Below are 22,673 nucleotides of genomic sequence, written 5' to 3' on the forward strand. Positions count from 1 at the left end.
AAAAAAATTATGGCAGAGCAATTTGAAAGATTTAATGATATGGAGTTTTTCGTTGATATGCAGCGATGTATAGGCTGTCACTCGTGTGAGATGGCTTGTGCAGAGTGTGAAACCAATGGAGAGACCTCAATGATTCATATTCATTATGTGGACAGAGCAGAAACAATTCAGACTACCGTTCAGGTTTGTATGCATTGTGAAGATCCTATATGTGCCAATGTTTGTCCGGCAGACGCCATCACAAAAGATGAATACGGAATCGTACACACTGCAGATACTTCCAAATGTATCGGTTGTGCCAACTGTGTGATCGGCTGCCCGTTCGGAGTTCCGCAAATTCCGGATCAGAGCGCAATGCTGATGATGAAGTGCAATATGTGCTACGACAGAACCAGTACAGGGCTGAAACCTATGTGTGCCACGGTTTGCCCGAGTGGAGCATTAACCTTTGATACCAGAGAAAACGTAGCTAAAAAAAGACCGAACAGCACACCGGTAAACCGCTTTATTTTCGGAAAAGAAATAGTGAACACAAAAGTAAATATAATGATGCCGAAAGGCAGTGAAGAATTAAAAGTCTTTTAAAACTAATTACAATGTCAGAAGATAATAAAAAAATACCCGCCTGGAAAGCCGATTTTCCGATTAAAAAACGCGAAGCAGCCTACGTTTCCCGAAAAGAATTCATCAAATTGATTACCTTTTTCTCAGGGACTTTAGCTTTGGCCAATGTTGCCATTCCTGCATTCAATTTTTTTAAAGAAGAAAAGGGAATAGGGGAATATTTCGTTGGGTTGACTACGGATCTCAATGTAGGCGGAATGCGTACTTTCTATATCAATGAAGACCACAGAACACCTTATATGCTGATTCGTCTGGCAGAAAATAAATGGAAAGTTTTTGAACAGAAATGTACCCATCTTTCCTGTTCGGTCTTATACAATCATAATGAAAAAGTGATAGAATGTCCTTGCCACCATGGCTTTTTCAATCCAGAGGATGGTTCTGTTATACAAGGACCTCCACCAAGACCACTTCCGCAGCTTACAGTGGTCATCAGAGAAGATAAAATATTCGTAACAGATTTCGTAAAACAAAGCGCAGAATCTCACGGATAGATTCACCCCAAAATAAATAAAGATGTCAGTACGAAAGAAACCCATAAAAAAAGTAACCTTCAGAGTCAATGAAATGCTTGTAGCCATTATCAGTGTTTATATTTTACTGGTAAGTCTGCAGATGTGGCTTCTGTTTGGAACGATTAACAAAGCCTTAGACAAAGAGCATCTGGACTTTTCAACCTATTCCGCCATTGCCTCAGTCATCATATTTTTTTGTACCATTTTCTTTTTACGATACATACCCGATATCCCGACAGGTCAAAATAAAAAACAGGAAGATGAGAAAGACAATGCCTACTGATCTGTTGGATGCTTTTGGCAGAAAACATGATTATCTCAGACTTTCCATTACCGATAGCTGTAATTTCAGATGTCTGTACTGCATGCCGGATGAGCCTTTTAAAAGTACACCATCCATAGAGTTGATGAACAGTCAGGAGATTTTTGAAATTGCAAAAATTTTTGTTGATGAATTTAATATCAGTAAAATCCGGATTACAGGTGGAGAACCGCTGGTAAGAAATGATTTTGAAACAATCATCCGACAAATCTCAACATTAGGGGCAAGTATAGGAATAACGACTAATGGTGTTTTGCTTCACAAATATTTTGAGCTATTTCAGGAATGTGGGGTTAAAAATCTCAATATCAGCATTGATTCTCTGAATCGCGATAAGTTCAAATATATTACTAAAAGAGATCTGTTTCAAACGGTTTGGGCGAATATCAAAGAAAGTATCAAAAGAGGATTTAATGTTAAGCTTAATGTAGTTATCATGCGGGGTTTCAATGAAGATGAAATTCCTGAATTTATTGCCTTGTCCCATCATTATCCGATTGAGCTGAGGTTTATAGAATTTATGCCCTTCAGCGGAAATTCCTGGGAAAAGGAAAAAGTTATTCCCATTGCAGAAATGCTCAACATGATTTCTCAGCATTTCACGTATGAAAAAACAGAAGATCATAAAAATGATACTTCCAGAAAATATAGAGTCAATGAAGAAAGTAAAGGTGTTTTTGGGCTGATCTCTACCATGAGCAATTCATTTTGCGCAGGGTGTAACCGGATCAGAATAACATCTGACGGAAAAATGAAAAACTGCCTTTTCGGTGCCGATGAGTTTGACTTGCTTAAAGCTTTCAGAAATAATGAAGAAATAACAGAACTCATACAAATTGGTATGATCAGAAAACATAAAGAAAAAGGCGGACAATTTTCTGAAATGGAAAGTGTCAGGAACCAATCAATGATTAACCGGAGTATGATCAAAATAGGAGGATAAAATTTTTATCAACCGATAGGATAAAAAAGACATAACGAACGATACCGAATTCAGTAATTATTGACAATGAAGAAATTAATTAAATGCGTTGCTGTTGTAATGATAACATTCACAATGATGCAATGTACAAAATCGGAAACGGCTCAGGCTGAAAAACATGCAGAAACTTCACAAGCTGCTTCTGAAAAAGAAAACCATAAGCACGATGATAAAGATGACTTGAAATATGTAAGCCGGGAAGTACAGGTAAAAGGAGATGTGGTCAATCCGCTTACTTTAACCGTAGATTCTTTGAAAAAAATGAATGTGAAGGAACTGAATGACTTCAAAATTGTCTGTCAGAGCGGTCAAACCAAAGACAGTATAGCATCTACAAAAGCTGTTCTTCTTACTGATATTTTAGATAAAGCAAAAATTGCCCAAAAGGACCACAAAGACCGTAATTTTTACATTGTTGGCCGCGCCTCAGATGATTACAAGGCTACATTTTCCTGGGCAGAATTATTCAACAATCCGGCAGGAGAAAAAATATATATAGTATTTGAACAAAACGGAGAACCACTAAAAGAAAAAGGTGAAATGATTATGGTAAGTCTTTCTGATACCAAGACAGGACCACGTCACGTAAAATGGCTGAAAAGCATAGAGGTGGTAAGAGTAAAATAATGAAATTGAGATACTAAAAAACGAAAAAAGATGAACCATTTTATATCCGTTTCCGAAGCCAGAAAAATCATTCAGAATCAAATTTTCACTACAGAGAAAACGGAGCTTTTACTTTTAGAAGCACAGGGGTTTTATACTGCAGAAGAAATAGGAGCAACTTTAGATGTTCCCCCTTTCGATAACTCGGCAATGGACGGGTATGGTTTCCGTTTTGATGATCTGTCAGATTATACAGAATTGAAGATTACCCGAATCATTCCCGCAGGAGTCGCAAAAAATGATTTTGTTTTAGGCAGGGGAGAAGCTGTTCGCATTTTTACAGGTGCTAAAATTCCGGATGGTGTTGATACCGTTGTGATGCAGGAAAAGGTAAAACAGAATGAACATCTTATTCATTTTGATACTAACGAAATTCAAAAGGGTGAAAATATTCGTCTGAAAGCTTCACAGACCCAGGCAGGATCTGTGATTGTTGAAAAAAATACATACATCAATCACGCATTGATCGGATTTTTGGCAGGATTTGGGATTGAAAAAGTTACGGTGTATCAGCGTCTGAAAATAGGACTTGTTTTCACTGGCAATGAATTGGTTGAACTGGGGAATCCTTTAGCAGAAGGTGAAATTTACAATTCCAACAGATATACTCTGCAGGCGTCTTTAGCAGAAATCAATCATCAGTTTTCGACTATAAAACATGCTGAAGATACGGAAGACGCTACATTTCATGCGATCAAAGAAGCTTTACATCATCATGATATTGTGCTCATAACAGGGGGAATTTCGGTGGGGGATTATGACTATGTGAAACCTGCTCTGGAAAAACTGGACGTTCAAGAATTATTCTACAAGATCAGGCAAAAACCTGGAAAACCGCTGTTCTTCGGAAAGAAAAATGAGAAATTTATTTTTGCATTACCCGGAAATCCTGCTTCTGTTTTTTCCTGTTACCATCAGTATGTGAAGCCATTCCTGCTTGGATGCTTCGGTCGTCAGAACTTTGAAGAAGATGAGGATTTTGCTATTTCAGAATCTTGCGTAAGAAAAAAAAGCAATGAGCAGACTCAGTTTCTGAAGGCATTCTATTCCAAAGGAAATGTTCGTATTCTCAACGGTCAGGAATCCTATAAAATGAATTCGGCAGCTCAGGCCAATTGTCTGGTAGAATTTTCTGAAGCGGCCACCGAAATAAACTTGGGTGAAAAAGTGAAAATATGGAAAATCTGAAAATCAAAGGCAGGATATGGATAGAAACCGGATCCGGTCTGAAGATCGGCATCGGAAGAGCCAGACTATTAGAACATATTCATCAGTTGGGAAGTATCTCAGAAGCAGCAAAAGCACTGAAAATACCCTATCGGAAAGCCTGGGGAATTGTGCGTGATATTAATTCTAATGCCTCCTGTGAAATTGTTACAAAAGAAGCGGGAGGAAAATCCGGAGGGCAAAGCCAGCTCACTGATTACGGAAAACTCATCGTTGAAAAATTCAAAACAGCAGAAGAGTCTTTTTTGAAATTCTCAAAAGAAACCATTTAAAATAATATGAAAGCAGTTGTTTTAGCAGGAGGGCAAAGCTCCAGAATGGGTCAGGACAAGGCCCTGATGAAGCTGGGTGAAAGAAATGTAATAGAATATGTCATCAACAATCTGTCTCAGGTTTTTGATGAGGTTTATATTTCTGGTAACCATTCAGATTATCCTGATTCTAAAGGAATTATTAAAGATGTTATTGCTCATAAAGGCCCGATGGGCGGAATCCGTTCGGCCTTGGAATACTGTAAAGACGATATTTTTATCTGCAGCTGTGACATGCCTTTCTTTTCATCAGAATTAATAAAGAATATGCTTCAAAGAAAAGAGGGAAACAGGATAAACGTAGCGCAGTATCAACAAAAAGTATATCCGGTTGTGGGAATTTACCCTTATCGCTTTCTGGACGCCTTCACAAAATCAATAGAAAAAGAAGATCTGAAAATGATGCATTTTCTTCAGCAGCAAAATGCCAGTTATATAGAGTTTAGTGGTGAATATGAAAATCAGTTTTTGAATATCAATACACCGGAATGTTTTAAGAATGCTGAAATTTTAATCAAACAGTTAAGATCATGAAAAAGAATTATGTGATTGCAGGTGCCATTTTGCTCTCGCTGAATATGTTTGCACAGGAGCAGATAAAAACTGATACCTTACAGAAGCTGTATGAAATTCAGGAGGTCAATATCCATGGAAAAGAAAAAAATGAAGGACCCATTACCAGAATTGATGCAAAGCTGATGCAGGATTTCAACAAAATGAATGTGGTAGATGCAGTCAATCTACTGCCGGGTGTAGGCATCACTCAGATGGGAGCAAGGAATGAAGGAAGCATTCTGGTACGAGGATTTAATTCCCTCAGAACACCGGTTTTTTATGACGGAATTCCTATTTATACCCCTTATGACGGTAATTTTGATTTGAGCCGTTTCACTACTTTTGATATCAACAGTATTTCTGTGGAAAAAGGATTGGTTTCCGTTCAGTATGGTCCCAATACAATGGGTGGTGCTGTGAACATTATATCCAGAAAACCTGTAAAGGCCTTGGATATTGATGGGCAGTCAGGCGTAGGTTTTGCGGACGGGACGGGTATAAACTCTTATTTTACTGCGCTCAACATCGGGACAAGACAAAATAAATATTACCTGATGGGTTCCGCTTCCATATTGAAAATTGATAATTATTTAATTTCCAGAAAGTTTGACCGTACAGAACTACAGCCGTCATTGGAAAGAGAAAATTCAGGGTCTGTTGATGCCAGATTAAGTGCTAAATTCGGGTATACACCTAACAAAACAGATGAATACTCATTGAGTATTCTTTCACAAAATGCTGAAAAGAATATCTCACCCAATGCTTATAATAAAGGAAACAGCAATTGGCGGGATTATCCGGTATATGATAAGAAAAGTATATACATTAAGACAAAGACCTTAGTGGCTTCGAAAACGTTCCTGAATTTTACCGGATATTATGATACCTATTACAATAAAATGAAACAGTATGACGATAATACCTATACTTTGCTCAACAAAAACTCTTCTTTTTCGAGTGTGTATGATGACTATTCATTAGGTGCGATCCTCAATCTGACCACTGAAGCGGTTAAAAACAATGTCATTACGCTTTCAGTGAATAACAAATATGATTCACATACAGAATACAACGAAGAAATTTCAGCTGACAGCACTTCAGGGCAAAAGTTCAAGGCCGGAGAACCGGAACAAAACTATAAAGACAATACTTTTTATGTGGGTTTAGAAGATGTTGTGGCTATAAATTCCTTTTTAAAAGCAGTTGTTGGGGCATCGTTTAATGCAAGAAACAACATCAAAGCTCAGGAATACGGAACTCATTATGAGACAGGAGAAAAGAATATTTTGTATGACTTCCCGAAAGGATCTGATCATGCCTTTGATTACAAAGGAGGAATGATCATACAGCCTTTTAAAAATCATACCATTACTGCATCTGCTTCCAAAAGATCAAGATTTGCTTCTCAGAAAGAAAGATATTCCAGCCGTTTTGGAAATCAGGTTCCCAATCCGGATTTGAAATCAGAATATACGTGGGCTTACGACCTTACTTATTCCGCAAAATTGGGGAATAAGTTCAACTATGAAGTTTCAGGATTTATCAATACGATACGGGATGCCATTTTTGCAAGAACAGTGGGACATCAGGACAATGGAAATCCCATTATCCAGAATGTAAATATCGGTAAAGCAATATTTCAGGGATATGAATTGGCCCTGAATTATATTCCGGTTAAGAATATCACGTTAGGAGCCAACTATAGTTATATTGAGATGAAAGATATGACGGATGGAAGTGACGAGAAATTCACCGATGTTCCTAACCATAAAATGATGGCTTACACAAAATTAGAAGCTCCGTCGCTTCGTTCTGTCCTTAATGTCAATGTAGAATTTTATGGGAAAAGATATATAACCAGTACAGGAGATCAGGCTCCTGAATTTACTTTGGTGAATGCCAAACTCTCTGTAAATATTGTAAAAGGAGTAAACTTTGACTTCGGTGTAAGAAACCTGTTAGATAGAAATTATTATCTGTCTTATGGTTACCCGAAAGAAGGAAGATCATTCATAACAGCATTAAATTATCACTTTTAAAAATGAAATAATGACACTTAAAATATTTGGAAAACTTACAGACATCTTCAGGAAAGGTCAATATGATTTAGATACAGAAAACATCAATACTATTTCTGATTTAAAAAAACTGTTGTATGAAAAATTTCCGGCTTTAAAAGAACTTACATTTTTAATTGTAGTGAACGGGGTAAAGGCTGAAGACGGGCAATCCATTTCCGGTGATGCAGAAATCGCTTTGTTGCCGCCTTATTCAGGAGGTTGATTTTAATGGTTTGATAATCAGTAAGAATGAAAACCTTTGAGTCAGCCGTTGGCTAAACTTATGTTGAAAATAAAAACTTCTTTGAGAATGGATTTAAAAAGATACAACAGACAAATGATACTCCCGGACTTCGGCATCACTGCACAGGAAAAACTTGCTGAATCTTCAGTTTTGGTTGTTGGTGCAGGCGGTTTGGGGTGTCCGGTTCTTCAGATTCTGGTTTCTTCCGGAATCGGAGCAATAGGAATTGTTGATTTTGATATTGTAGAGATGGATAATCTCCACAGGCAGTTTCTGTATGATGAACAGGATGTGGGAACACCAAAAGTAATTGCTGCAGTTGAACATTTGAATAAGATGAATACAGATACAGAGATGGCTGCATTTCAGGAAATGCTCACCTCAGATAATGTATTTTCCATTATTCATAATTTCGATGTCATTGTAGACTGTACGGATAATTTTACCACCCGGTATTTGCTCAATGATGCCTGCGCGCTGCTGAAGAAACCATTGGCCTATGCATCTATTTTCAGGCATGAAGGTCAGATTTCTGTTTTCAATGTGGAAAAAGACAATAAGGTAACCAATTATCGAGATCTTTTTCCGGTACCACCCAATCAGAATGAAGTCCCTGATTGTAATGAAGCAGGAGTTTTGCCAGCGCATTCGGCTGTGATAGGTACTTTTCAGGCCAATGAAGTAATCAAGCTGTTAATTGGCTCGGAAGATGTGCTGATTCATCAACTGTTGTCTTTCAATACCAGAAATTACCAATCAATGATTGTTAATTTTAATCCTTGTCAAGAAAAATCAGGACCCGAAACAATTGAACAATTTAAAAATTTCAACTATGAAGAATTCTGTAATATCAGGAAAGAAAATGACATTCGGTCAACTGCAGATTTACAGACATTCCTGAATCAGAAAAACAGTATTATGATTGATGTCCGGGAAGCAGATGAGCTGCCGAGATTAAACGCATTGCAGGCTTTGGAAATTCCGTTAGCTTCCCTGGGACAAAATTTGAAAACATTAGAAAACTACGAGAATCTCTGCTTTATCTGTGCTTCAGGAAAAAGAAGCAGAAAAGCATTAGAACTTACAAAAACCTATTTTCCGGAAAAAGAAATCAAACATTTTCCAGCCGGAGCAAAATCAATATTATCATGAAAAAAATAAAAAATATATTTATTGAAGGCCCTATAAGCCCCTTATTTGTTGCAGAAAGTATAACCAGGCATACTGTTAAGACCAATATTGGCGGACATAGCATTTTTCTGGGTCAGATTCGTGAAGACATGATTCATGATAAAAAAATTCAATCCATGGAATTTACTGCTTATCAGGAAATGGCATTGGAAAAAGCCCATGATATCCGGGAAGAAATCATCTCAAAATATAAGCTGATATGTGCGCATATCTACCATTCATTAGGAAATATCAAGGTTGGAGAGATCTGTTTATTTGTCTTTACTTCTGCTGAGCATAGAAAAGAGGCCATCAATGCCTGTGACGAAATGGTAGATAGAATTAAGAAAGAAATTCCTTTGTGGGGAAAAGAGATTCTGGAAGACCAATCCTATACGTGGAAAGAAAACAGATAAACATAGAATAAGGTTTCAACAATAAATTAATACAAAAAATGGTCAATATCACTCATAAAAACAGTACCCTCAGAAAAGCTATTGCAGAAGCTATAGTAAGCGTAAGCTCACAGGATACGATCGATGCGATTGTAAATCATAAAGTTCCGAAAGGAAATGTATTTGAGATGTCAAAGACTGCAGGATTATTTGCTGCCAAAAAAACAAGCGATGTTATTCCGGACTGCCATCCGCTTCCGGTAGAATATACCTCAATTCAGTTTGAAATCAGAGATCTCGATATTCATGTCACCTCGGAAATTCATACCATTTACAAGACCGGAGTAGAAGTGGAGGCCATGCACTCTGCTTCTGTAGTAGCACTCACCATGTATGATATGCTGAAACCGATTGATAAAAATATCGAAATCAAAAATATTAAACTGATCGAGAAAAAAGGAGGAAAATCAGATAGTAAAGATTCAGGAGAAGGTATTGATGCATCTGTAATTGTTTGTTCAGATAGCATTTTTGCCGAAAAAAAAGAAGATAAAGCAGGAAAAGCGATTATTGCGGCTCTGGAAAAACATCATGTAGATATCAATGATTATGTTGTTATCCCTGATGAAATCAAGGAAATTCAGGAAAAAATAAAATCAGATGTAGAGCAGGGGACAAGGCTTATCATTATCACCGGAGGAACCGGACTTTCAAAACGGGATGTAACTCCTGAAGCTGTTCGTCCTCTCCTGGAGCGGGAAATCCCCGGTGTTGCAGAAGCTATAAGAAGCTACGGACAGCTGCGGACTCCTTATTCAATGCTTTCCAGAAGTCTGGCGGGTATGATTGGTGATACCCTTGTCATTGCACTTCCCGGCTCTACAAAAGGAGCAGAGGAATCAATGGACGCCATATTTCCGGGAATTCTTCATATCTATAAAATAGTGAAAGGAGCTCAGCATTAAAAAACGGAGCTTAATCAATACAATAAACAATCTAAATATTTAAAAAATGAGCATCAATATCCAATCTACATTAGGAGAATATCTGTTTTTAGCCATGGGAGAGTGTAACGGACATAAAGTCGTTATGGGAATTGGCTACACCCATGAATATGCAGATAAAAAGGCAAAACAATTTGAGTCATCAAGTGGCGGAGTCGTGAAATATATTGATATTTCTGTCATAAAAACCGGTGATAAAGAAAAATGTAAAACATTGGAAAAGCTAAAGTAATCTTGTTTTGTCATACTTTGATTGATTAGAAAACCTTATTTTTTAATCAGCAATTTGTTTAAACTTTTGTTTTTGAACCATTAAGACAGTATTAAGGTGTTAAGAGTATTAAGATAAGCTTCGCTTTAGCTTAAAATCAGAATGATTCATCTTAACTATACTTTATTTCTTAAATCATTCTTAATGGTTTTAATAAATATCCAATGTTTTTTGATAAGTTTAAACAAGTTCCAGATAATAATTTTACATCTTTCTTTTATGCAGTAAATGTTATGAATAAATTGACTCAGTTAAAATTTGTATTAAGTATATTTTTAATTTTCCTTGTTGTTGTCAGTTGCAAAGAAAAGCAATCAGGAAGTCAAAAAAGCAATGAAACCTCTGGGATTTCTATTGCTGCTGCTGCCAACCTCAGAGATGTTTTAGAAGAATTCAAGGAAGCTTATATACAAGAAAATTATGGTAGAAAAGTTGAAATAAGCTTTGCATCTTCAGGATTACTTGTTCAGCAAATTATAAATGGAGCACCTTTCGATCTGTTTCTTTCAGCAGATTCTTCATTTCCTGAAAAGCTTAAAAGTAACAATAAAACTTTCGGTAATTCTTCGGTCTACACTTACGGAAGAATTGCTTTGTGGAGCTCGAATTTGGACGTTTCCGAAGGTCTGAAGCTGGTATTAAATCCGAAGGTTAAAAAAATAGCCGTTGCCAATCCGCAATTTGCTCCATACGGCAAAAATGCTGTTGAAGCTTTGAAAAAATCAGGTTTATATGCGGCGATTGAACATAAAATCGTCTGGGCAGAAAATATTAATCAGGCAGCACAATTTGCCTCTTCCGGTAATGCTGATATTGCCTTTGTTGCTCTTTCCAACGTAGTGGGAAAAGAAATGAAAGGAAAAGGAAAATTTTATGAGCTTTCAGAACAGGAATCATCACCAATTCCGCAAAGCGGTATTATTCTTAAAGGAAAAACAACAACGGAAGCACAGCTTTTTTTCGATTTTATTAAAAGTGAAAAATCAATAAAAATCTGGAAAAAATATGGTTACAAACCTGTAATTGAATTCTAATGCTAGATCAGGATTTTATATATACTTTACTTCTCACCGGAAAATTGGCATTGGTGACAACTATTATTTTAATCATCATTGGAATCCCTGTTGCTTACTGGATTACATATTCACGGTTTAGATTAAAATTTATAGCAGAAGCACTCATTTGTATGCCTATGGTTTTGCCACCAACGGTGATGGGGTATTACCTTCTGGTGGCTTTCAGTCCTGACAATACTTTTGGACAATTTTTAGAGCAGTATTTTGATGTCCGGCTTGCCTTTTCTTTCAACGGAATTGTTCTTGCAAGCCTCATCGCCAACTTACCATTTATGATTCAGCCTTTACAGAACGGTTTTTCTTCATTATCGGATGAGTTGAGGCAGGCTTCCTATACGATGGGTAAATCCAAAATAGTTACGCTGATTAAAGTTCTTCTTCCCAACATAAAAACTTCCATGATTACCGGAATTGCTCTTACATTTGCACACTGTATTGGAGAATTTGGTATTGTAATTATGGTGGGCGGAAACATTCCTAAAGAAACCAGAATTGCATCCGTTGCAATATATGACCAGGTTCAGGCGCTTAATTTTGAAGCGGCAAACCGATATGCATTTGTACTTTTTATTCTTTCATTTCTTACTTTGGTACTGATTTATAGTATCAACCGTAAAGTTAATATAACAACATTCCGATGATTGATATTTATATAAAGCACCAGATTTTTACCTCCTCAGGAAATCAGTTTCTTGAGATTAATGAGCAGCTTGAAGCGGGAAGTATTATACATGTTTCCGGAGATTCGGGAATTGGAAAAACTACTTTTTTTAAAATTGTATCAGGATTAATTACTCCGGATTCCGGACTCATTACAGTAAATAATACGGTTTTAACGGATACAAAAGGCAAAATCTTTCTGTCACCTCAAAAACGTGATATTGCATTGATGTTTCAGAACTATGCTTTGTTTCCCAACATGACTGTAAAGAAAAATATTGAATTTGCGCAGAAAAAAAAGAATGAAGAGATTATTAATCATGTTTTGAAAATATTTAATCTGGAAAATCTGAAAAATGCAGTTCCTTCCAGGCTTTCCGGTGGCCAGCAGCAAAGAGTTGCGCTGGCAAGAACATTGGTTCAGAATGCCAGGATTGCCCTCTTAGACGAACCTTTTTCTGCTGTTGATCCTTCAATGAGGAAGATAATGAAAGAAGAGATCGTGAAAACCTCTATCAACCAGGGATCAACCTTTTTTGTGATCAGTCATAACGAAAATGAATTTGAAGATTATGCTCATAAAAAACTGGTTATCAGATGATTTTTTAAACCAATGAGCTTAACCGGGATATTCCATCATTTTCATTACACTTCCGAGATCTTTTAAATCTTTAATTTTATACTCGAAAATTATTTTAACCTTTTCTTTCACTGCAACAGCCAAATCATGAATAGGACAGGGATTTTTGCTGCTGCAGATTTTAAGACCTAAAAGACATGAAGTTAGAACTCCTTTTCTTTCAAGGCTTTCGTATATATCCTGAAAAGCATCAAAAAGCATTAAAAAACCTGCAAATTATTTTTGCAGGTCTTTTTATTTATAGTGTTTGCTATAATGTTTCAAAATGGCCGATTATTTAAATTAACGGACCAGTTGATTCTACTCGTACTTTTTGCAATTGAAATTCAGCTATTTCTTTACTCCTCATTTTTGGGCTTAAAGTTTCTCCCGACTCCCTGACGGAGAAATGTAATTTTTCCTTGTACTTTTTTCGCTTTTTCAAGGACTTCCAATGCTTTTGTTCGTTCGTTAATTTTGCCAGCGTGTGTTATATTATCCTGACGTTCATTTTTTTTCATATATCAATATAGTGATTTTTTTTGAGAAAAACAAATTATTGATATTAAGGCTGTTTCAAATTTTAAGAAAATAAAATTGATTTACTGATCGCCTGCGAGTAGCAAAGGGATTCACTGCTGTTTTCAATTTTTCAACGGAAGTCTTTTTGGCTCATTTTTGAAATTTACATTAAGAACCTCCTAAGGTGTGTAAAATTTTTATGTCTGATTTTGTAAAAGTTAGCAGAATCACCGGCATAAAATGTCCGGAAAGTATTGTAAATAAAGAAAAAGTTTCTATCTTTGCAGTCCCTTAAATAAAGGGATTTACTTAAAAAAGTAAGTGGCCGACTCGGTAGCTCAGCTGGTAGAGCAATACACTTTTAATGTATGGGTCCTGGGTTCGAATCCCAGCCGGGTCACTTGAAAAAGCTTCAACGCACGTTGAAGCTTTTTTTATTCTCTTCCATGTAATATTTTTAATTTTCGTCATTCTGATAGCCTTATTTTATACTATCGATAAATAAGATGAAGATTATGAAGCACTCGTCTTTGAAAATCAGTAAAATATTTCTTTTTTACCTTAAAATGTATCCTTATGTTAGCAGATAAAGAAACTACTTTTGTATACACATTATTTCTGAAGCAATGGCTAATAAAATATTTAATATAAAAGAATTTGCATCATATCTGAACGTTGCTCAACCTAAAAATGAAGATTTGCTTATCATCAATTTTGAAAACGAGCAAAATATAAGGTTGAAATCTGATCTTGTTACCATAGATTTCTATTTGCTGGCTATAAAACCTCCTTTGGAAAAGAACTTTAAGAAAACCGATTTTTTGGAAGATCAGGCAAAATCCTTTATGTATGTTGATTGTCCGCAGAATAATCTGGATTGGGATATTAATACTCCTGAGTCCGGTTATAATATTCTGGTAAGCGCCAAATATATCAATAAGCTGGCAAAAGAATATAATTTCCCCCACTACAATAACCATGAGGCTTTGTTTCTTACAAAAGAAGAGGAGGAAATCCTGTGGGATCTTTATAAAAAGGCATATAATGAATTCCAAAAAGAAAATTATTCCAGAGATATTATCCTGTCTTATATTACCTTGATCTTGTCTTATACACAAGTGTTTTACGACAGACAGTTTGATTCAAGAAGCAGTATTTATGATTCGGTAATTGAAAATTTTTATGAAAACCTGAAACAGTATTTCAGTCAGAAAGAAGAAGTTTCAGGTCTTCCGTCTGTTGCATTTTTTGCACAGAAGGCCAACCTGTCTGCTAATTATTTTGGAGATCTGATCAAGCATTTTACCGGCGAATCACCTATAGAGCATATTCATAATTTTGTATTAAAACAGGCAAAAGACAAGCTTAAAAACACGTCACTTTCCATCAGTGAAATTTCTTACAGTCTGGGGTTTGATTATCCTAATTATTTTGCGAGATTTTTCCGTAAAAAAACCGGTATGTCTCCAAAAGTGTTCCGAGGAATGTAGCCATAAAACATCTGAATTATTCACATATTAAGCAGCCTTTGAGGTTGCTTTTTTTATTGGAGAAAAATTACAAACTGTAAAAAGTCTCCGTTTTAGAGTAATCTGTCTACGTATCTGAGCAGGTGCTCATGGTAACTTTGTTCTATCAAAATAACAAATGTTTTAATTTAAAAAATAAGATCATGTTACAAAAGAAAATCAGTATTAAAAATGGAAACGGACAGGATATTACTTTATCAGCAATTGTCAATTTCCCTGAAGGATTTGATGAAAATAAAAAGTATCCGGTAATAGTAGTTTCCCATCCTGGTGGTGGTGTAAAAGAACAGGCAGCCGGATTATATGCAAAGAAACTGGCAGAAAAAGGGTGGCTCACTATTGCTTATGATGCTTCTTATCAGGGTGAAAGTACAGGTGAACCACGCCAGCTGGAAAATCCTTATATCAGAACGGAGGATATAAGTGCAGTAATAGATTATCTGACCACTATTTCTTATGTAGATGCAGAAAGAATAGGAGCGATGGGTATCTGTGCCGGTGCTGGATATACTGCAAATGCAGCCATTAACGATCACAGAATTAAAGCTGTTGGAATGGTAAGCGCTGTAAATATTGGTTCCATGTTTCGTAATGGCTGGGAAAATAATATAAAAGATGCAGATGCAATGCCATATCTTATGGCAGGAGCCGGTGCAAGAACCAATGATGCAAAAGAAGGACTGCAGACTATGCCTTTAGCGCCTATGAAAGAAGAAGATGCTCCTAACGAAGAATTGCGGGAAGCATGGGAATATTATCATACAGACCGCTGCCAATATCCTACAGCTCCGGGATGGGCAACATTAAGAAGCCTTACCCAGATTATTACCTATGATGCTTACAATAAAGCAGAATCATTCTTCACACAACCTCTGCTGGCAATTATAGGAAGTGTGGCAGGAAGTGCTTGGATGAGTGATGATCTTTTAAAGATTGCAGCAACTTCAGATAAGAAAAAATATATCATAGAAGGAGCAAACCATATGTCATTGTACGACAGAGAAAATAATGTAAATGAGGCTGTTGATCAGCTGGTAACTTTCTTTTCTGAAAAATTATAAATATTACCCAATTTAATCACAATGAATACACAAAAAATAACATTTAAAAATGTAGCTTGGGACAATGCTGGGATTTTGCATTTTCCAACCGATTTCAATCAGAATAAAAAATATCCAACCATTATTTCCATGCATCCTATTGGAAGCTGCAAAGAACAGACTGCAGGAAATGTTTATGGTAAAGCATTAGCAGAAGCAGGGTTTGTTGTGCTGGTATTTGATGCTTCTTTTCAGGGAGAAAGTGGAGGAACACCCAGATATATTGAAAATCCATACCAGCGTACAGACGACGTTCGTTATGCCATTGACTATCTGGAAACTCTACCTTATGTAGATGCTGAAAAAATCGGGATATTGGGAGTTTGTGGAGGAGGTGCGTATTCTTTGAATATTGCTATGACTGAACGCCGTATTAAAGCAGTAGTTTCCATTACCGGAGTAAACTTCGGACGTCTTTTACGTGACGGTTTTGCAGGCGGAAGCCCTATGGAAGTCCTGGACCAGATAGCTGCACAAAGAAGTTCTGAAGCCAAAGGAGGTGATTTGTTGACTATCAATATGCTGCCTGAAAGTGTAGAAGCGGGTAAAGCTGCGGGGATTGAAGATATAGATGTACTGGAGGCTACGGATTATTATAAAACTTCAAGAGGGCAGACTGTTGGAGGAGCCACAAGTGCTGTATATTCACGCTTAGGCATAGGAATTGGCTGGGATGCATTTTATCTTGCTGAAACCTTATTAACACAACCCATTCTGGTAGTGGTAGGAGATAAACCGGGAGGATTCGGAGCATATAGAGACGGATACGAAATTATTCGCCGTGCTGCAGCTAAGAAAAAAGAATTATTGGTTATAAAAGGCTTTTCCCATTATGATCTTTACGACCAGCCTGAGCCGGTAAGACAGGCATTGGAAAAAGTTGTTCCTTTTTTCAAAGAAAATTTATAAGAATTTTAGGAAAGAAAGTAGCTTTAACAGGGTCTCTGGTTTTTATGATAAAAAGGATTGTTCAATAGAATAATCCTTTTTTATTGATAGTCTATTTTTGATCCGTTGTAGAAGATTTGAAATTTAAAATTTATATCTGTGGCAGAAGCAGTAAAATTTTTGTCTCTGATTTTGTAAAAGTTAACGAAATTCAGTTCTTGAAATTTTGCGAAAGTATTGTAAATAAAGAAAAAGTTTCTATCTTTGCAGTCCCTTAAACAAAGGGATTTACTTAAAAAAGTAAGTGGCCGACTCGGTAGCTCAGCTGGTAGAGCAATACACTTTTAATGTATGGGTCCTGGGTTCGAATCCCAGCCGGGTCACAATAAACGGACAAACTATTTTATAATGGTTTGTCCGTTTTTCTTTATACTGAGATTTTAATTTTGTGATATCAATACAAGTTGAGATGAATACATTCAGAATTACATGTTTAAATAAAATGATTGAGTTTCTCTACGACATGTATCCAAAGCCTGTCTTTCATATTTTTTTTGAAAAAACCAAAGTGGTCAATTTTTTTTAATCCTAATTCCGAAGGAATCAGTTTTGTGAAAGTGATATCTTCTTTACTGTCAATGTGCTGCCAATATGTTTCGGTGTTTTTCTGGCTTGAAATGGTATCATCAGTAGTCCAGAATAGATGAATGGGGAATGTATAATTCTTGAAATGCCCTATAGGGACAGTGGTGCCGTAAAATTGAGCATCGAAAAAATAATCTTTCTTTTCAAGCCAGTTTCGCCACTCATATACTACATTTTTGGGCAGGTTTTCCATTAATCCAAAGGTTTTGGCTTTTACATATCCTGTCATCAGAACACTTATGGGAGCAAACATATAAAAATAAAAATAGGCCTTCATTCTGTATGAGAACGGCATGTTCATATAATAGCCTGCAGATACAGCAAAATTGATCATTCCCTTTACATTGTCCAGGTTTTTCATAAATCCGATTTGCTGCCCACCGGCACTGTGCCCTACAATCATAAACGGAAGATCGGGAAACTTTTTATTTAAAAAATCTTTGATGGCAGGCATATCCTTTACTCCATAATCTGAAAAGGTAAACTCACAGGTTTTCAGATTTCCGGAAAAAGAATCTCCGCTTCCTCTGTAATCCCAAAGACAGCACAGAAAATCATTTTCAGCAAGATAGGAGAGGAAAGACAAATAGAATTCTTTTTTTGTTCCGGTGCCACAGTTAAACTGAATCACTGCTTTTGGATGATCCGGAATAAGAAGTACACCTTTAAGCTTTACACCATCATCACATATTGTTTCAAAATTTTCCGTTTTCATGTTTTAATTTAACTTAAAAAATTAATGATACATTGTATGGTAGATAGCTGTATCCTTTTTTCGTTGTTAAATTTAGTAAATAGCCTGATTCCATTATAATATTTAACTATGCAGTACTAGGTTTCTACATCAGGATTTTGTTGAGGGGTATTCAATTTTTATTCAGGTATATATTTCATCATAATACAATTGCTGATATCGTGGGCAGAAGTGTTTTCTACTTCCAAAAATCCGGTCTTTCTGTATAAATTGTAAGCTTTATCATTTCCCGGTGCAACTTCTAAAAAAATTTCAATATCATTAAATCGTCTGCCTGCTTCATGAATAACAGCTTCAATCAATCCCTGACCTATATTCTTTCCTTGAAATTCCTTTTTTACATACATTTGGTAAATAGTACCGGTGTTTTCGTCACTTTTAACAAAAGTACATATGCCTATAAGCAGATCATCTGCGTAGGCACCCAATACAAATCTTCCAAAACTCTGTTCTTCAATATCGCTTTCTATTTGAAATTTTTCAATTTTCAGAGCTTCATGATAGTTGGCTCCAAATGATTCCGGGAACTGCTCCAGACTTTCCAGACGGATTGCTCGGTATGCTTTACTTTCTTCGGAAAGAAGTTTTCGATAGCTAATAATATTCATGCTAATCAGGTTTTTCATTTAAATATACAATATTAAGATCATTTTTATACAGCCTGCATTTTAAATAATGGATTAAAATTTTAAAACGATCTCATCTATTTGTAACAATTTTCATTTCAGATAGTCTTATTATAAACAAAACATACCTTTTTTGATCAGAAAAGCATATCAGTGCAGTCTGTAAATTTTGAAAAGTGTTTGTTTAAAGGGGGAATATTACATTACTTTATTTGAATGTTACATTTTTGCGAAATAACTCGTTTATTTCATAAGGAACATGATAAATTATGTATATTTATAACACTCATTGGGGAATAATATTTAAATAACGGTAGAAAATTATCAACTTATTTGTAAATAAGTGAATAGGTAGATATGTAGATATATAGGGAAAAGTGGTGATGGGAAAAATTGACTTAATCATCTTTAAAAATATAAAGACAAACTCAGAAGGTATAAAGAAAATAATAGCCTTTACAATCTGCATGGGAATATTTTTGGTTATATTTTCATGTCATAGTGAACCTCAAAATACAGATAGAGAAAACTTTGATATATCTCTATTGACTGAAAGTTCAGAACTTCAGCTGTCCGGTGAATATGAAGCTTTTGTCAAACTTAATAAAGAATATCTGAAGAAAGCTGCCAAAATGCGATATACAGGAGGAAAAGGACTCTGCTATCTGAATATGGCAGGAGTAAATGTTTCCGCCGGAAATTATGAAAAGGCCCGATTTTTTTTCAATAAAGCCGAAAAAGACCTGGTCAATTCTGAAAATACTTATCATAAAGCAGTCTTCTATGATGATTACAGCCTATATTATTCTCACCTTAAACTCAATGATAAGGCGATAGAATGTAATAACAAAGCATTTTATTATTTAAAACAGGCAAAAAAAACGAAACTCACCCAAAAACTTCTGCCTAGACTTTATGTAAACAAAGGAATTTACTATGCTTGGAAAGGATGGTTTGGAACTTCTTTGAAATGTTTTACCAAAGCAAATATGCTGGAAAATTCGGCGTATACCAATTGTATGGTAGCACAATATTATTTATTTACCCATAAGCCTGATTCTGCGGGTATATACATTGCCAGAGCAGATGAAAAAATGATCAGCCAGAAAACAACGGATGTGGAATCTCTTTGGGTTTATTATACAATGGGATATTACTATAATGAAATTGATAATAGTGGACAGGCTGAAAAAGCCCTTAAAAAAGCCCTGGAGATCAACATTAAGACAAGACGAACCTATTCATCCCATATAAAAGAAGTTTACAAAGCACTTGCAGAATTATACAAGAAAAAAAATGACGGAGGTAAGGCTTATTTTTATCTGAAGAAATATATGGAAGAGGAGGGAAGGTTTGATGCAGAACGATTTGCCGTTATGAATAAAGCTACCGAAGATTTTATTTCAGAAATGAAGCAGGAATCAGACTGGCATAAAAATGATCTTCCTTTGTTTATCGCGTTGTCTATCACAGTACTTACCGTTTCAGGGGTATATGTGCGGAAAATAATTAATAGGTTACAAAAGAAGAAAAATACTTTAAAAGAACAAACCGATACATTGAAAAACCATGTCCAGACAAAGCAGCGACAGGAAGTGATTGAATTGGCTAAAAGGAATGATTCTTCTTTCTTGTTGAAATTTAAAGAATACTACCCTGAATTTATTAAGTCGCTTCTGGAGATTAATCCGGATCTTGAAAATTCAGAGCTGGCTTTCTGTGCAATGCTGAAATTACGTTTTTCATCCAAAGAGATTGCAGATTATACTTTTGTACAGCATAAATCTGTTCAACAAAAGAAATACAGGATCAGAAAAAGACTGAATATTCCAGGGGAAACAGATATTTATGATTTTTTTGAAAACTTAGCAGAATAAAGCATTATATCACAATAAAAGCAGGAGGATTCTGTTTTATGAAGAGATTTTAGTGTTGATCACATCCGAAATAACCATTGAAAATTTTATAATTATACAAAATCGTTATCTTAAGAAGATCATTGTTAAATCATAAATTTATATAGGAATTTAGCTTAATTAGAGAAACACATGATGCGTATTTTTCTTTCTGTTTTACTTTTTGTTTTAGTTTCGTGCCATTCTCATTCAAAGAAAGAGGCTGAAAAGAAATTTGACACCGCTTTGCTGAAACAGAATGAAAAGTTCAGAATTGCCGGAGCATATGATTCATTGATTAATCTTAATAAAAGATATTACAAAAAGGCCGATGAAATGAATTATGCAGATGGGAAGGCGCTCTGCTATATCAATCTGGCAGAACTTAATATATCGCTTGAAAATTTTCAAAAGTCACAAATTCTCTTTGATAATGCAAAAGAGATTCTGAATGATTCGGAGGACAACATACACAAAGCCAGGTTTTATAACGTCTATGGCCGTTTCAATATAGAGCTTCGAAGGCTTGATAAAGCTTTTCAATACAATAATGAAGCCATGAACTTTATAAAGAAAAGTGATCCGTCAGAACTTAAAAACGATCTGCTTTTCAGTATTTATTTCAGACAGGCTATTTATCTTGTTCAAAAAAAAGACTATGGAAAGGCCCTTGAATATTTCCATAAAGCAAAAAAACTGGATGGTACAGGTCTTACAGATTGTGCTATCAGTGATTATGTTTATATACGGAGAAACAAGGATTCTGCCTATAAATATATAACGACGGCTTACAACAAAGCCAATATGAGAGGTAAAGAGGACGGAATAGCTCTTTATGCTAATACCATCATGGGGGAATATTTTCTATATTATAAAGAATATGATAAGGCAGAACAGGCGCTGAATAAAGCATTGAAAATCAATGATAAAACAAAACGTGTCTATGCTTATTATGGTAAGTATATCTATAATGATCTCAGAATGTTATATGAACGGACTGGTGATAAAGAAAAGGCCTATTTTTATTTGGAAGCCTATACAGATGCTTTTTACCGGACCAATACCTCTTTACTGGCAACTATCAATCAGGATATGGAATCGTTTATTACAGTTGCCCAGCAGGATGCTAATCATCATAAAAGTAAAATCTATTGGATTGTTTCTCTGTCGTTTATTGGTCTTTGTCTGCTGGGATTATATGCCTGGAGAATTATTCTTGCTTTAGGAAAACGGAAAAAAGTTCTTGCTATAGAAGCTGAGAATCTGAAAATAAGAATGAATGATAATAAGCAGGAAGAAGTTATAGAGCTCGGTAAAAAGAATGACCCTGAATTTCTGGATCGTTTTAAAGAAACTTATCCTGAGTTCATCGCTCAGCTTTTAACCATTAATCCAAATCTTGAAAATTCTGAGCTGATTTTTTGTGCAATGCTTAAACTTCATTTTACTTCTAAAGAAATAGCAAATTATACGATGGTTCAGCATAGGAGTATTCAGCAGAAAAAATACAGGATCAGAAAAAAGTTGAATATTCCGGGCGAAACAGATATTTATCATTTCTTTGATACCTTATAATAATCCAAAAAAAAACTGTCTGATTTATCAGGTCAGACAGTACTCGAAATATTCTCTTTTCACCACTCGGTTTTTTTAGTGGTCTCAGAGTGGTCAAATATGAAAATTTTTAATGGAAACAAGAAAAAAGACTATACTACACGGGTACTACATGGTGTGTTTGAGTTTTTAAATACCTGATATTTAAGTCATTGTAGTTTTGTGTCAATTTTTTGACTTATTTTTGAAAAAGAGCAAGAGTTCTTGGGATGTCTCCCTTTTTTGACTACGTTTTTGATTATCCTTCTTTTTAATTCATCTTTTTTATCTGATTTTCAGTATTGTTTTTCATCCGTTTTGAGGTTGATATTTTTAATACTACTTACTCATAAAAAACAGAGCTATTCAAGACAAAATTGGGTTTTAAATGTAAGTGGTTGATAATTAATTAATTGTCGT

Annotated in this window: 26 protein-coding genes and 2 tRNA genes; 24 read left to right on the top strand and 4 right to left on the bottom strand. The window is 35.5% G+C overall.

Translation table 11 applies throughout. The annotated features are described in order from the left end of the window. Positions 1 to 9: 9 nt before the first annotated feature. From ACKTTZ_RS18045 to ACKTTZ_RS18125, 17 genes are all read left to right on the top strand, one after another. Positions 10 to 585 carry a 4Fe-4S dicluster domain-containing protein gene (locus tag ACKTTZ_RS18045; RefSeq protein ID WP_149832750.1) on the top strand — a complete coding sequence of 192 codons (576 nt, stop codon included), beginning with the start codon at positions 10 to 12 and terminating at the stop codon, positions 583 to 585. An 11-nt stretch (positions 586 to 596) separates the two neighbouring features. Next, on the top strand, positions 597 to 1,118 hold the full coding sequence (locus ACKTTZ_RS18050; protein ID WP_407846257.1) for a ubiquinol-cytochrome c reductase iron-sulfur subunit: 522 nt from the start codon (positions 597 to 599) through the stop codon (positions 1,116 to 1,118). 22 nt (positions 1,119 to 1,140) lie between these two features. Next, complete coding sequence (locus tag ACKTTZ_RS18055; protein WP_407846258.1) at positions 1,141 to 1,422, top strand: DUF6755 family protein; 282 nt, start codon at positions 1,141 to 1,143, stop codon at positions 1,420 to 1,422. Beyond that, positions 1,400 to 2,404, top strand: coding sequence for a GTP 3',8-cyclase MoaA (gene moaA, locus ACKTTZ_RS18060; protein ID WP_407846259.1), 1,005 nt, complete (start codon positions 1,400 to 1,402; stop codon positions 2,402 to 2,404). Before ACKTTZ_RS18055 ends, moaA begins: the two co-directional genes overlap by 23 nt. A 99-nt stretch (positions 2,405 to 2,503) precedes the next feature. Next, the gene (locus ACKTTZ_RS18065) at positions 2,504 to 3,070 is read left to right on the top strand and encodes a molybdopterin-dependent oxidoreductase (protein ID WP_407846260.1); all 567 of its coding nucleotides are present in this window, start codon (positions 2,504 to 2,506) and stop codon (positions 3,068 to 3,070) included. 30 nt (positions 3,071 to 3,100) lie between these two features. After that, a complete protein-coding gene (locus ACKTTZ_RS18070; protein WP_407846261.1) occupies positions 3,101 to 4,297 on the top strand; it encodes a molybdopterin molybdotransferase MoeA in 1,197 nt (398 codons plus the stop codon). Continuing rightward, positions 4,285 to 4,608, top strand: a complete 324-nt coding sequence (locus ACKTTZ_RS18075; RefSeq protein WP_407846262.1) for a winged helix-turn-helix domain-containing protein — start codon at positions 4,285 to 4,287, stop codon at positions 4,606 to 4,608. Before ACKTTZ_RS18070 ends, ACKTTZ_RS18075 begins: the two co-directional genes overlap by 13 nt. Before the next feature lie 6 nt (positions 4,609 to 4,614). Further along, the gene (locus ACKTTZ_RS18080; RefSeq protein ID WP_407846263.1) at positions 4,615 to 5,181 is read left to right on the top strand and encodes a molybdenum cofactor guanylyltransferase; all 567 of its coding nucleotides are present in this window, start codon (positions 4,615 to 4,617) and stop codon (positions 5,179 to 5,181) included. After that, on the top strand, positions 5,178 to 7,241 hold the full coding sequence (locus ACKTTZ_RS18085; protein ID WP_407846264.1) for a TonB-dependent receptor plug domain-containing protein: 2,064 nt from the start codon (positions 5,178 to 5,180) through the stop codon (positions 7,239 to 7,241). Before ACKTTZ_RS18080 ends, ACKTTZ_RS18085 begins: the two co-directional genes overlap by 4 nt. A gap of 10 nt (positions 7,242 to 7,251) precedes the next feature. Then, entirely contained in the window at positions 7,252 to 7,485 is a 234-nt protein-coding gene (locus ACKTTZ_RS18090; RefSeq protein ID WP_253316528.1) for a MoaD/ThiS family protein, read from the top strand. Between the two features lie 87 nt (positions 7,486 to 7,572). Next, on the top strand, positions 7,573 to 8,658 hold the full coding sequence (locus ACKTTZ_RS18095) for a ThiF family adenylyltransferase (RefSeq protein WP_407846265.1): 1,086 nt from the start codon (positions 7,573 to 7,575) through the stop codon (positions 8,656 to 8,658). Beyond that, positions 8,655 to 9,092 carry a molybdenum cofactor biosynthesis protein MoaE gene (locus tag ACKTTZ_RS18100; protein WP_407846266.1) on the top strand — a complete coding sequence of 146 codons (438 nt, stop codon included), beginning with the start codon at positions 8,655 to 8,657 and terminating at the stop codon, positions 9,090 to 9,092. Before ACKTTZ_RS18095 ends, ACKTTZ_RS18100 begins: the two co-directional genes overlap by 4 nt. A gap of 38 nt (positions 9,093 to 9,130) precedes the next feature. Beyond that, positions 9,131 to 10,036, top strand: a complete 906-nt coding sequence (moaCB, locus tag ACKTTZ_RS18105; protein WP_407846267.1) for a bifunctional molybdenum cofactor biosynthesis protein MoaC/MoaB — start codon at positions 9,131 to 9,133, stop codon at positions 10,034 to 10,036. 46 nt (positions 10,037 to 10,082) lie between these two features. Beyond that, positions 10,083 to 10,307 (top strand): hypothetical protein, encoded by a 225-nt coding sequence (locus ACKTTZ_RS18110; protein WP_407846268.1) that lies wholly within the window; start codon positions 10,083 to 10,085, stop codon positions 10,305 to 10,307. Positions 10,308 to 10,579: 272 nt separating this feature from the next. After that, positions 10,580 to 11,380 (top strand): molybdate ABC transporter substrate-binding protein, encoded by an 801-nt coding sequence (modA, locus tag ACKTTZ_RS18115; protein ID WP_407846269.1) that lies wholly within the window; start codon positions 10,580 to 10,582, stop codon positions 11,378 to 11,380. Then, positions 11,380 to 12,063 (top strand): molybdate ABC transporter permease subunit, encoded by a 684-nt coding sequence (modB, locus tag ACKTTZ_RS18120; RefSeq protein WP_407846270.1) that lies wholly within the window; start codon positions 11,380 to 11,382, stop codon positions 12,061 to 12,063. The genes modA and modB overlap by 1 nt, the downstream gene beginning before the upstream one ends. Further along, the gene (locus ACKTTZ_RS18125; protein WP_407846271.1) at positions 12,060 to 12,683 is read left to right on the top strand and encodes an ATP-binding cassette domain-containing protein; all 624 of its coding nucleotides are present in this window, start codon (positions 12,060 to 12,062) and stop codon (positions 12,681 to 12,683) included. The genes modB and ACKTTZ_RS18125 overlap by 4 nt, the downstream gene beginning before the upstream one ends. An 18-nt stretch (positions 12,684 to 12,701) precedes the next feature. Here the strand turns inward: ACKTTZ_RS18125 and ACKTTZ_RS18130 are convergent, their stop codons facing one another. Further along, the gene (locus tag ACKTTZ_RS18130) at positions 12,702 to 12,923 is read right to left on the bottom strand and encodes a hypothetical protein (protein ID WP_034698751.1); all 222 of its coding nucleotides are present in this window, start codon (positions 12,921 to 12,923) and stop codon (positions 12,702 to 12,704) included. Positions 12,924 to 13,060: 137 nt separating this feature from the next. Beyond that, positions 13,061 to 13,222: a hypothetical protein gene (locus ACKTTZ_RS18135; RefSeq protein ID WP_156106559.1), complete on the bottom strand. Its 162-nt coding sequence runs from the start codon at positions 13,220 to 13,222 to the stop codon at positions 13,061 to 13,063. Between the two features lie 328 nt (positions 13,223 to 13,550). Here ACKTTZ_RS18135 and ACKTTZ_RS18140 point away from each other — a divergent pair. From ACKTTZ_RS18140 to ACKTTZ_RS18160, 5 genes are all read left to right on the top strand, one after another. Next, positions 13,551 to 13,623: transfer RNA gene (locus ACKTTZ_RS18140), tRNA-Lys, on the top strand. 226 nt (positions 13,624 to 13,849) lie between these two features. Further along, complete coding sequence (locus tag ACKTTZ_RS18145; protein WP_034698725.1) at positions 13,850 to 14,713, top strand: AraC family transcriptional regulator; 864 nt, start codon at positions 13,850 to 13,852, stop codon at positions 14,711 to 14,713. Positions 14,714 to 14,895: 182 nt separating this feature from the next. Further along, positions 14,896 to 15,813 (top strand): alpha/beta hydrolase, encoded by a 918-nt coding sequence (locus tag ACKTTZ_RS18150; protein ID WP_407846272.1) that lies wholly within the window; start codon positions 14,896 to 14,898, stop codon positions 15,811 to 15,813. Between the two features lie 21 nt (positions 15,814 to 15,834). Further along, positions 15,835 to 16,761, top strand: a complete 927-nt coding sequence (locus ACKTTZ_RS18155) for an alpha/beta hydrolase (RefSeq protein ID WP_407846273.1) — start codon at positions 15,835 to 15,837, stop codon at positions 16,759 to 16,761. Between the two features lie 289 nt (positions 16,762 to 17,050). Beyond that, positions 17,051 to 17,123 (top strand) — tRNA-Lys (locus ACKTTZ_RS18160). Between the two features lie 110 nt (positions 17,124 to 17,233). Here the strand turns inward: ACKTTZ_RS18160 and ACKTTZ_RS18165 are convergent. Then, positions 17,234 to 18,100 carry an alpha/beta fold hydrolase gene (locus ACKTTZ_RS18165; RefSeq protein ID WP_034698715.1) on the bottom strand — a complete coding sequence of 289 codons (867 nt, stop codon included), beginning with the start codon at positions 18,098 to 18,100 and terminating at the stop codon, positions 17,234 to 17,236. A 158-nt stretch (positions 18,101 to 18,258) separates the two neighbouring features. Then, entirely contained in the window at positions 18,259 to 18,747 is a 489-nt protein-coding gene (locus ACKTTZ_RS18170) for a GNAT family N-acetyltransferase (RefSeq protein WP_051934571.1), read from the bottom strand. 401 nt (positions 18,748 to 19,148) lie between these two features. On the opposite strand from ACKTTZ_RS18170, the gene ACKTTZ_RS18175 reads away from it, so the two are divergent. Both ACKTTZ_RS18175 and ACKTTZ_RS18180 read left to right on the top strand, forming a co-directional pair. Then, positions 19,149 to 20,642 (top strand): hypothetical protein, encoded by a 1,494-nt coding sequence (locus ACKTTZ_RS18175; protein WP_407846274.1) that lies wholly within the window; start codon positions 19,149 to 19,151, stop codon positions 20,640 to 20,642. Positions 20,643 to 20,813: 171 nt separating this feature from the next. Then, the gene (locus tag ACKTTZ_RS18180; RefSeq protein ID WP_156106549.1) at positions 20,814 to 22,235 is read left to right on the top strand and encodes a hypothetical protein; all 1,422 of its coding nucleotides are present in this window, start codon (positions 20,814 to 20,816) and stop codon (positions 22,233 to 22,235) included. The last annotated feature ends 438 nt before the right edge of the window (positions 22,236 to 22,673 follow it).

The sequence above is a fragment of the Chryseobacterium sp. KCF3-3 genome (assembly GCF_045865955.1).
Lineage (GTDB): Bacteria > Bacteroidota > Bacteroidia > Flavobacteriales > Weeksellaceae > Chryseobacterium.

Bases quoted from the DNA above. Each gene is read 5' to 3' on its own strand.
- ACKTTZ_RS18045 (WP_149832750.1), top strand. From the start codon at position 10: ATGGCAGAGCAATTTGAAAGATTTAATGATATGGAGTTTTTCGTTGAT.
- ACKTTZ_RS18050 (WP_407846257.1), top strand. From the start codon at position 597: ATGTCAGAAGATAATAAAAAAATACCCGCCTGGAAAGCCGATTTTCCG.
- ACKTTZ_RS18055 (WP_407846258.1), top strand. From the start codon at position 1,141: ATGTCAGTACGAAAGAAACCCATAAAAAAAGTAACCTTCAGAGTCAAT.
- moaA (WP_407846259.1), top strand. From the start codon at position 1,400: ATGAGAAAGACAATGCCTACTGATCTGTTGGATGCTTTTGGCAGAAAA.
- ACKTTZ_RS18065 (WP_407846260.1), top strand. From the start codon at position 2,504: ATGATAACATTCACAATGATGCAATGTACAAAATCGGAAACGGCTCAG.
- ACKTTZ_RS18070 (WP_407846261.1), top strand. From the start codon at position 3,101: ATGAACCATTTTATATCCGTTTCCGAAGCCAGAAAAATCATTCAGAAT.
- ACKTTZ_RS18075 (WP_407846262.1), top strand. From the start codon at position 4,285: ATGGAAAATCTGAAAATCAAAGGCAGGATATGGATAGAAACCGGATCC.
- ACKTTZ_RS18080 (WP_407846263.1), top strand. From the start codon at position 4,615: ATGAAAGCAGTTGTTTTAGCAGGAGGGCAAAGCTCCAGAATGGGTCAG.
- ACKTTZ_RS18085 (WP_407846264.1), top strand. From the start codon at position 5,178: ATGAAAAAGAATTATGTGATTGCAGGTGCCATTTTGCTCTCGCTGAAT.
- ACKTTZ_RS18090 (WP_253316528.1), top strand. From the start codon at position 7,252: ATGACACTTAAAATATTTGGAAAACTTACAGACATCTTCAGGAAAGGT.
- ACKTTZ_RS18095 (WP_407846265.1), top strand. From the start codon at position 7,573: ATGGATTTAAAAAGATACAACAGACAAATGATACTCCCGGACTTCGGC.
- ACKTTZ_RS18100 (WP_407846266.1), top strand. From the start codon at position 8,655: ATGAAAAAAATAAAAAATATATTTATTGAAGGCCCTATAAGCCCCTTA.
- moaCB (WP_407846267.1), top strand. From the start codon at position 9,131: ATGGTCAATATCACTCATAAAAACAGTACCCTCAGAAAAGCTATTGCA.
- ACKTTZ_RS18110 (WP_407846268.1), top strand. From the start codon at position 10,083: ATGAGCATCAATATCCAATCTACATTAGGAGAATATCTGTTTTTAGCC.
- modA (WP_407846269.1), top strand. From the start codon at position 10,580: ATGAATAAATTGACTCAGTTAAAATTTGTATTAAGTATATTTTTAATT.
- modB (WP_407846270.1), top strand. From the start codon at position 11,380: ATGCTAGATCAGGATTTTATATATACTTTACTTCTCACCGGAAAATTG.
- ACKTTZ_RS18125 (WP_407846271.1), top strand. From the start codon at position 12,060: ATGATTGATATTTATATAAAGCACCAGATTTTTACCTCCTCAGGAAAT.
- ACKTTZ_RS18130 (WP_034698751.1), bottom strand. From the start codon at position 12,923: ATGCTTTTTGATGCTTTTCAGGATATATACGAAAGCCTTGAAAGAAAA.
- ACKTTZ_RS18135 (WP_156106559.1), bottom strand. From the start codon at position 13,222: ATGAAAAAAAATGAACGTCAGGATAATATAACACACGCTGGCAAAATT.
- ACKTTZ_RS18145 (WP_034698725.1), top strand. From the start codon at position 13,850: ATGGCTAATAAAATATTTAATATAAAAGAATTTGCATCATATCTGAAC.
- ACKTTZ_RS18150 (WP_407846272.1), top strand. From the start codon at position 14,896: ATGTTACAAAAGAAAATCAGTATTAAAAATGGAAACGGACAGGATATT.
- ACKTTZ_RS18155 (WP_407846273.1), top strand. From the start codon at position 15,835: ATGAATACACAAAAAATAACATTTAAAAATGTAGCTTGGGACAATGCT.
- ACKTTZ_RS18165 (WP_034698715.1), bottom strand. From the start codon at position 18,100: ATGAAAACGGAAAATTTTGAAACAATATGTGATGATGGTGTAAAGCTT.
- ACKTTZ_RS18170 (WP_051934571.1), bottom strand. From the start codon at position 18,747: ATGAATATTATTAGCTATCGAAAACTTCTTTCCGAAGAAAGTAAAGCA.
- ACKTTZ_RS18175 (WP_407846274.1), top strand. From the start codon at position 19,149: ATGGGAAAAATTGACTTAATCATCTTTAAAAATATAAAGACAAACTCA.
- ACKTTZ_RS18180 (WP_156106549.1), top strand. From the start codon at position 20,814: ATGATGCGTATTTTTCTTTCTGTTTTACTTTTTGTTTTAGTTTCGTGC.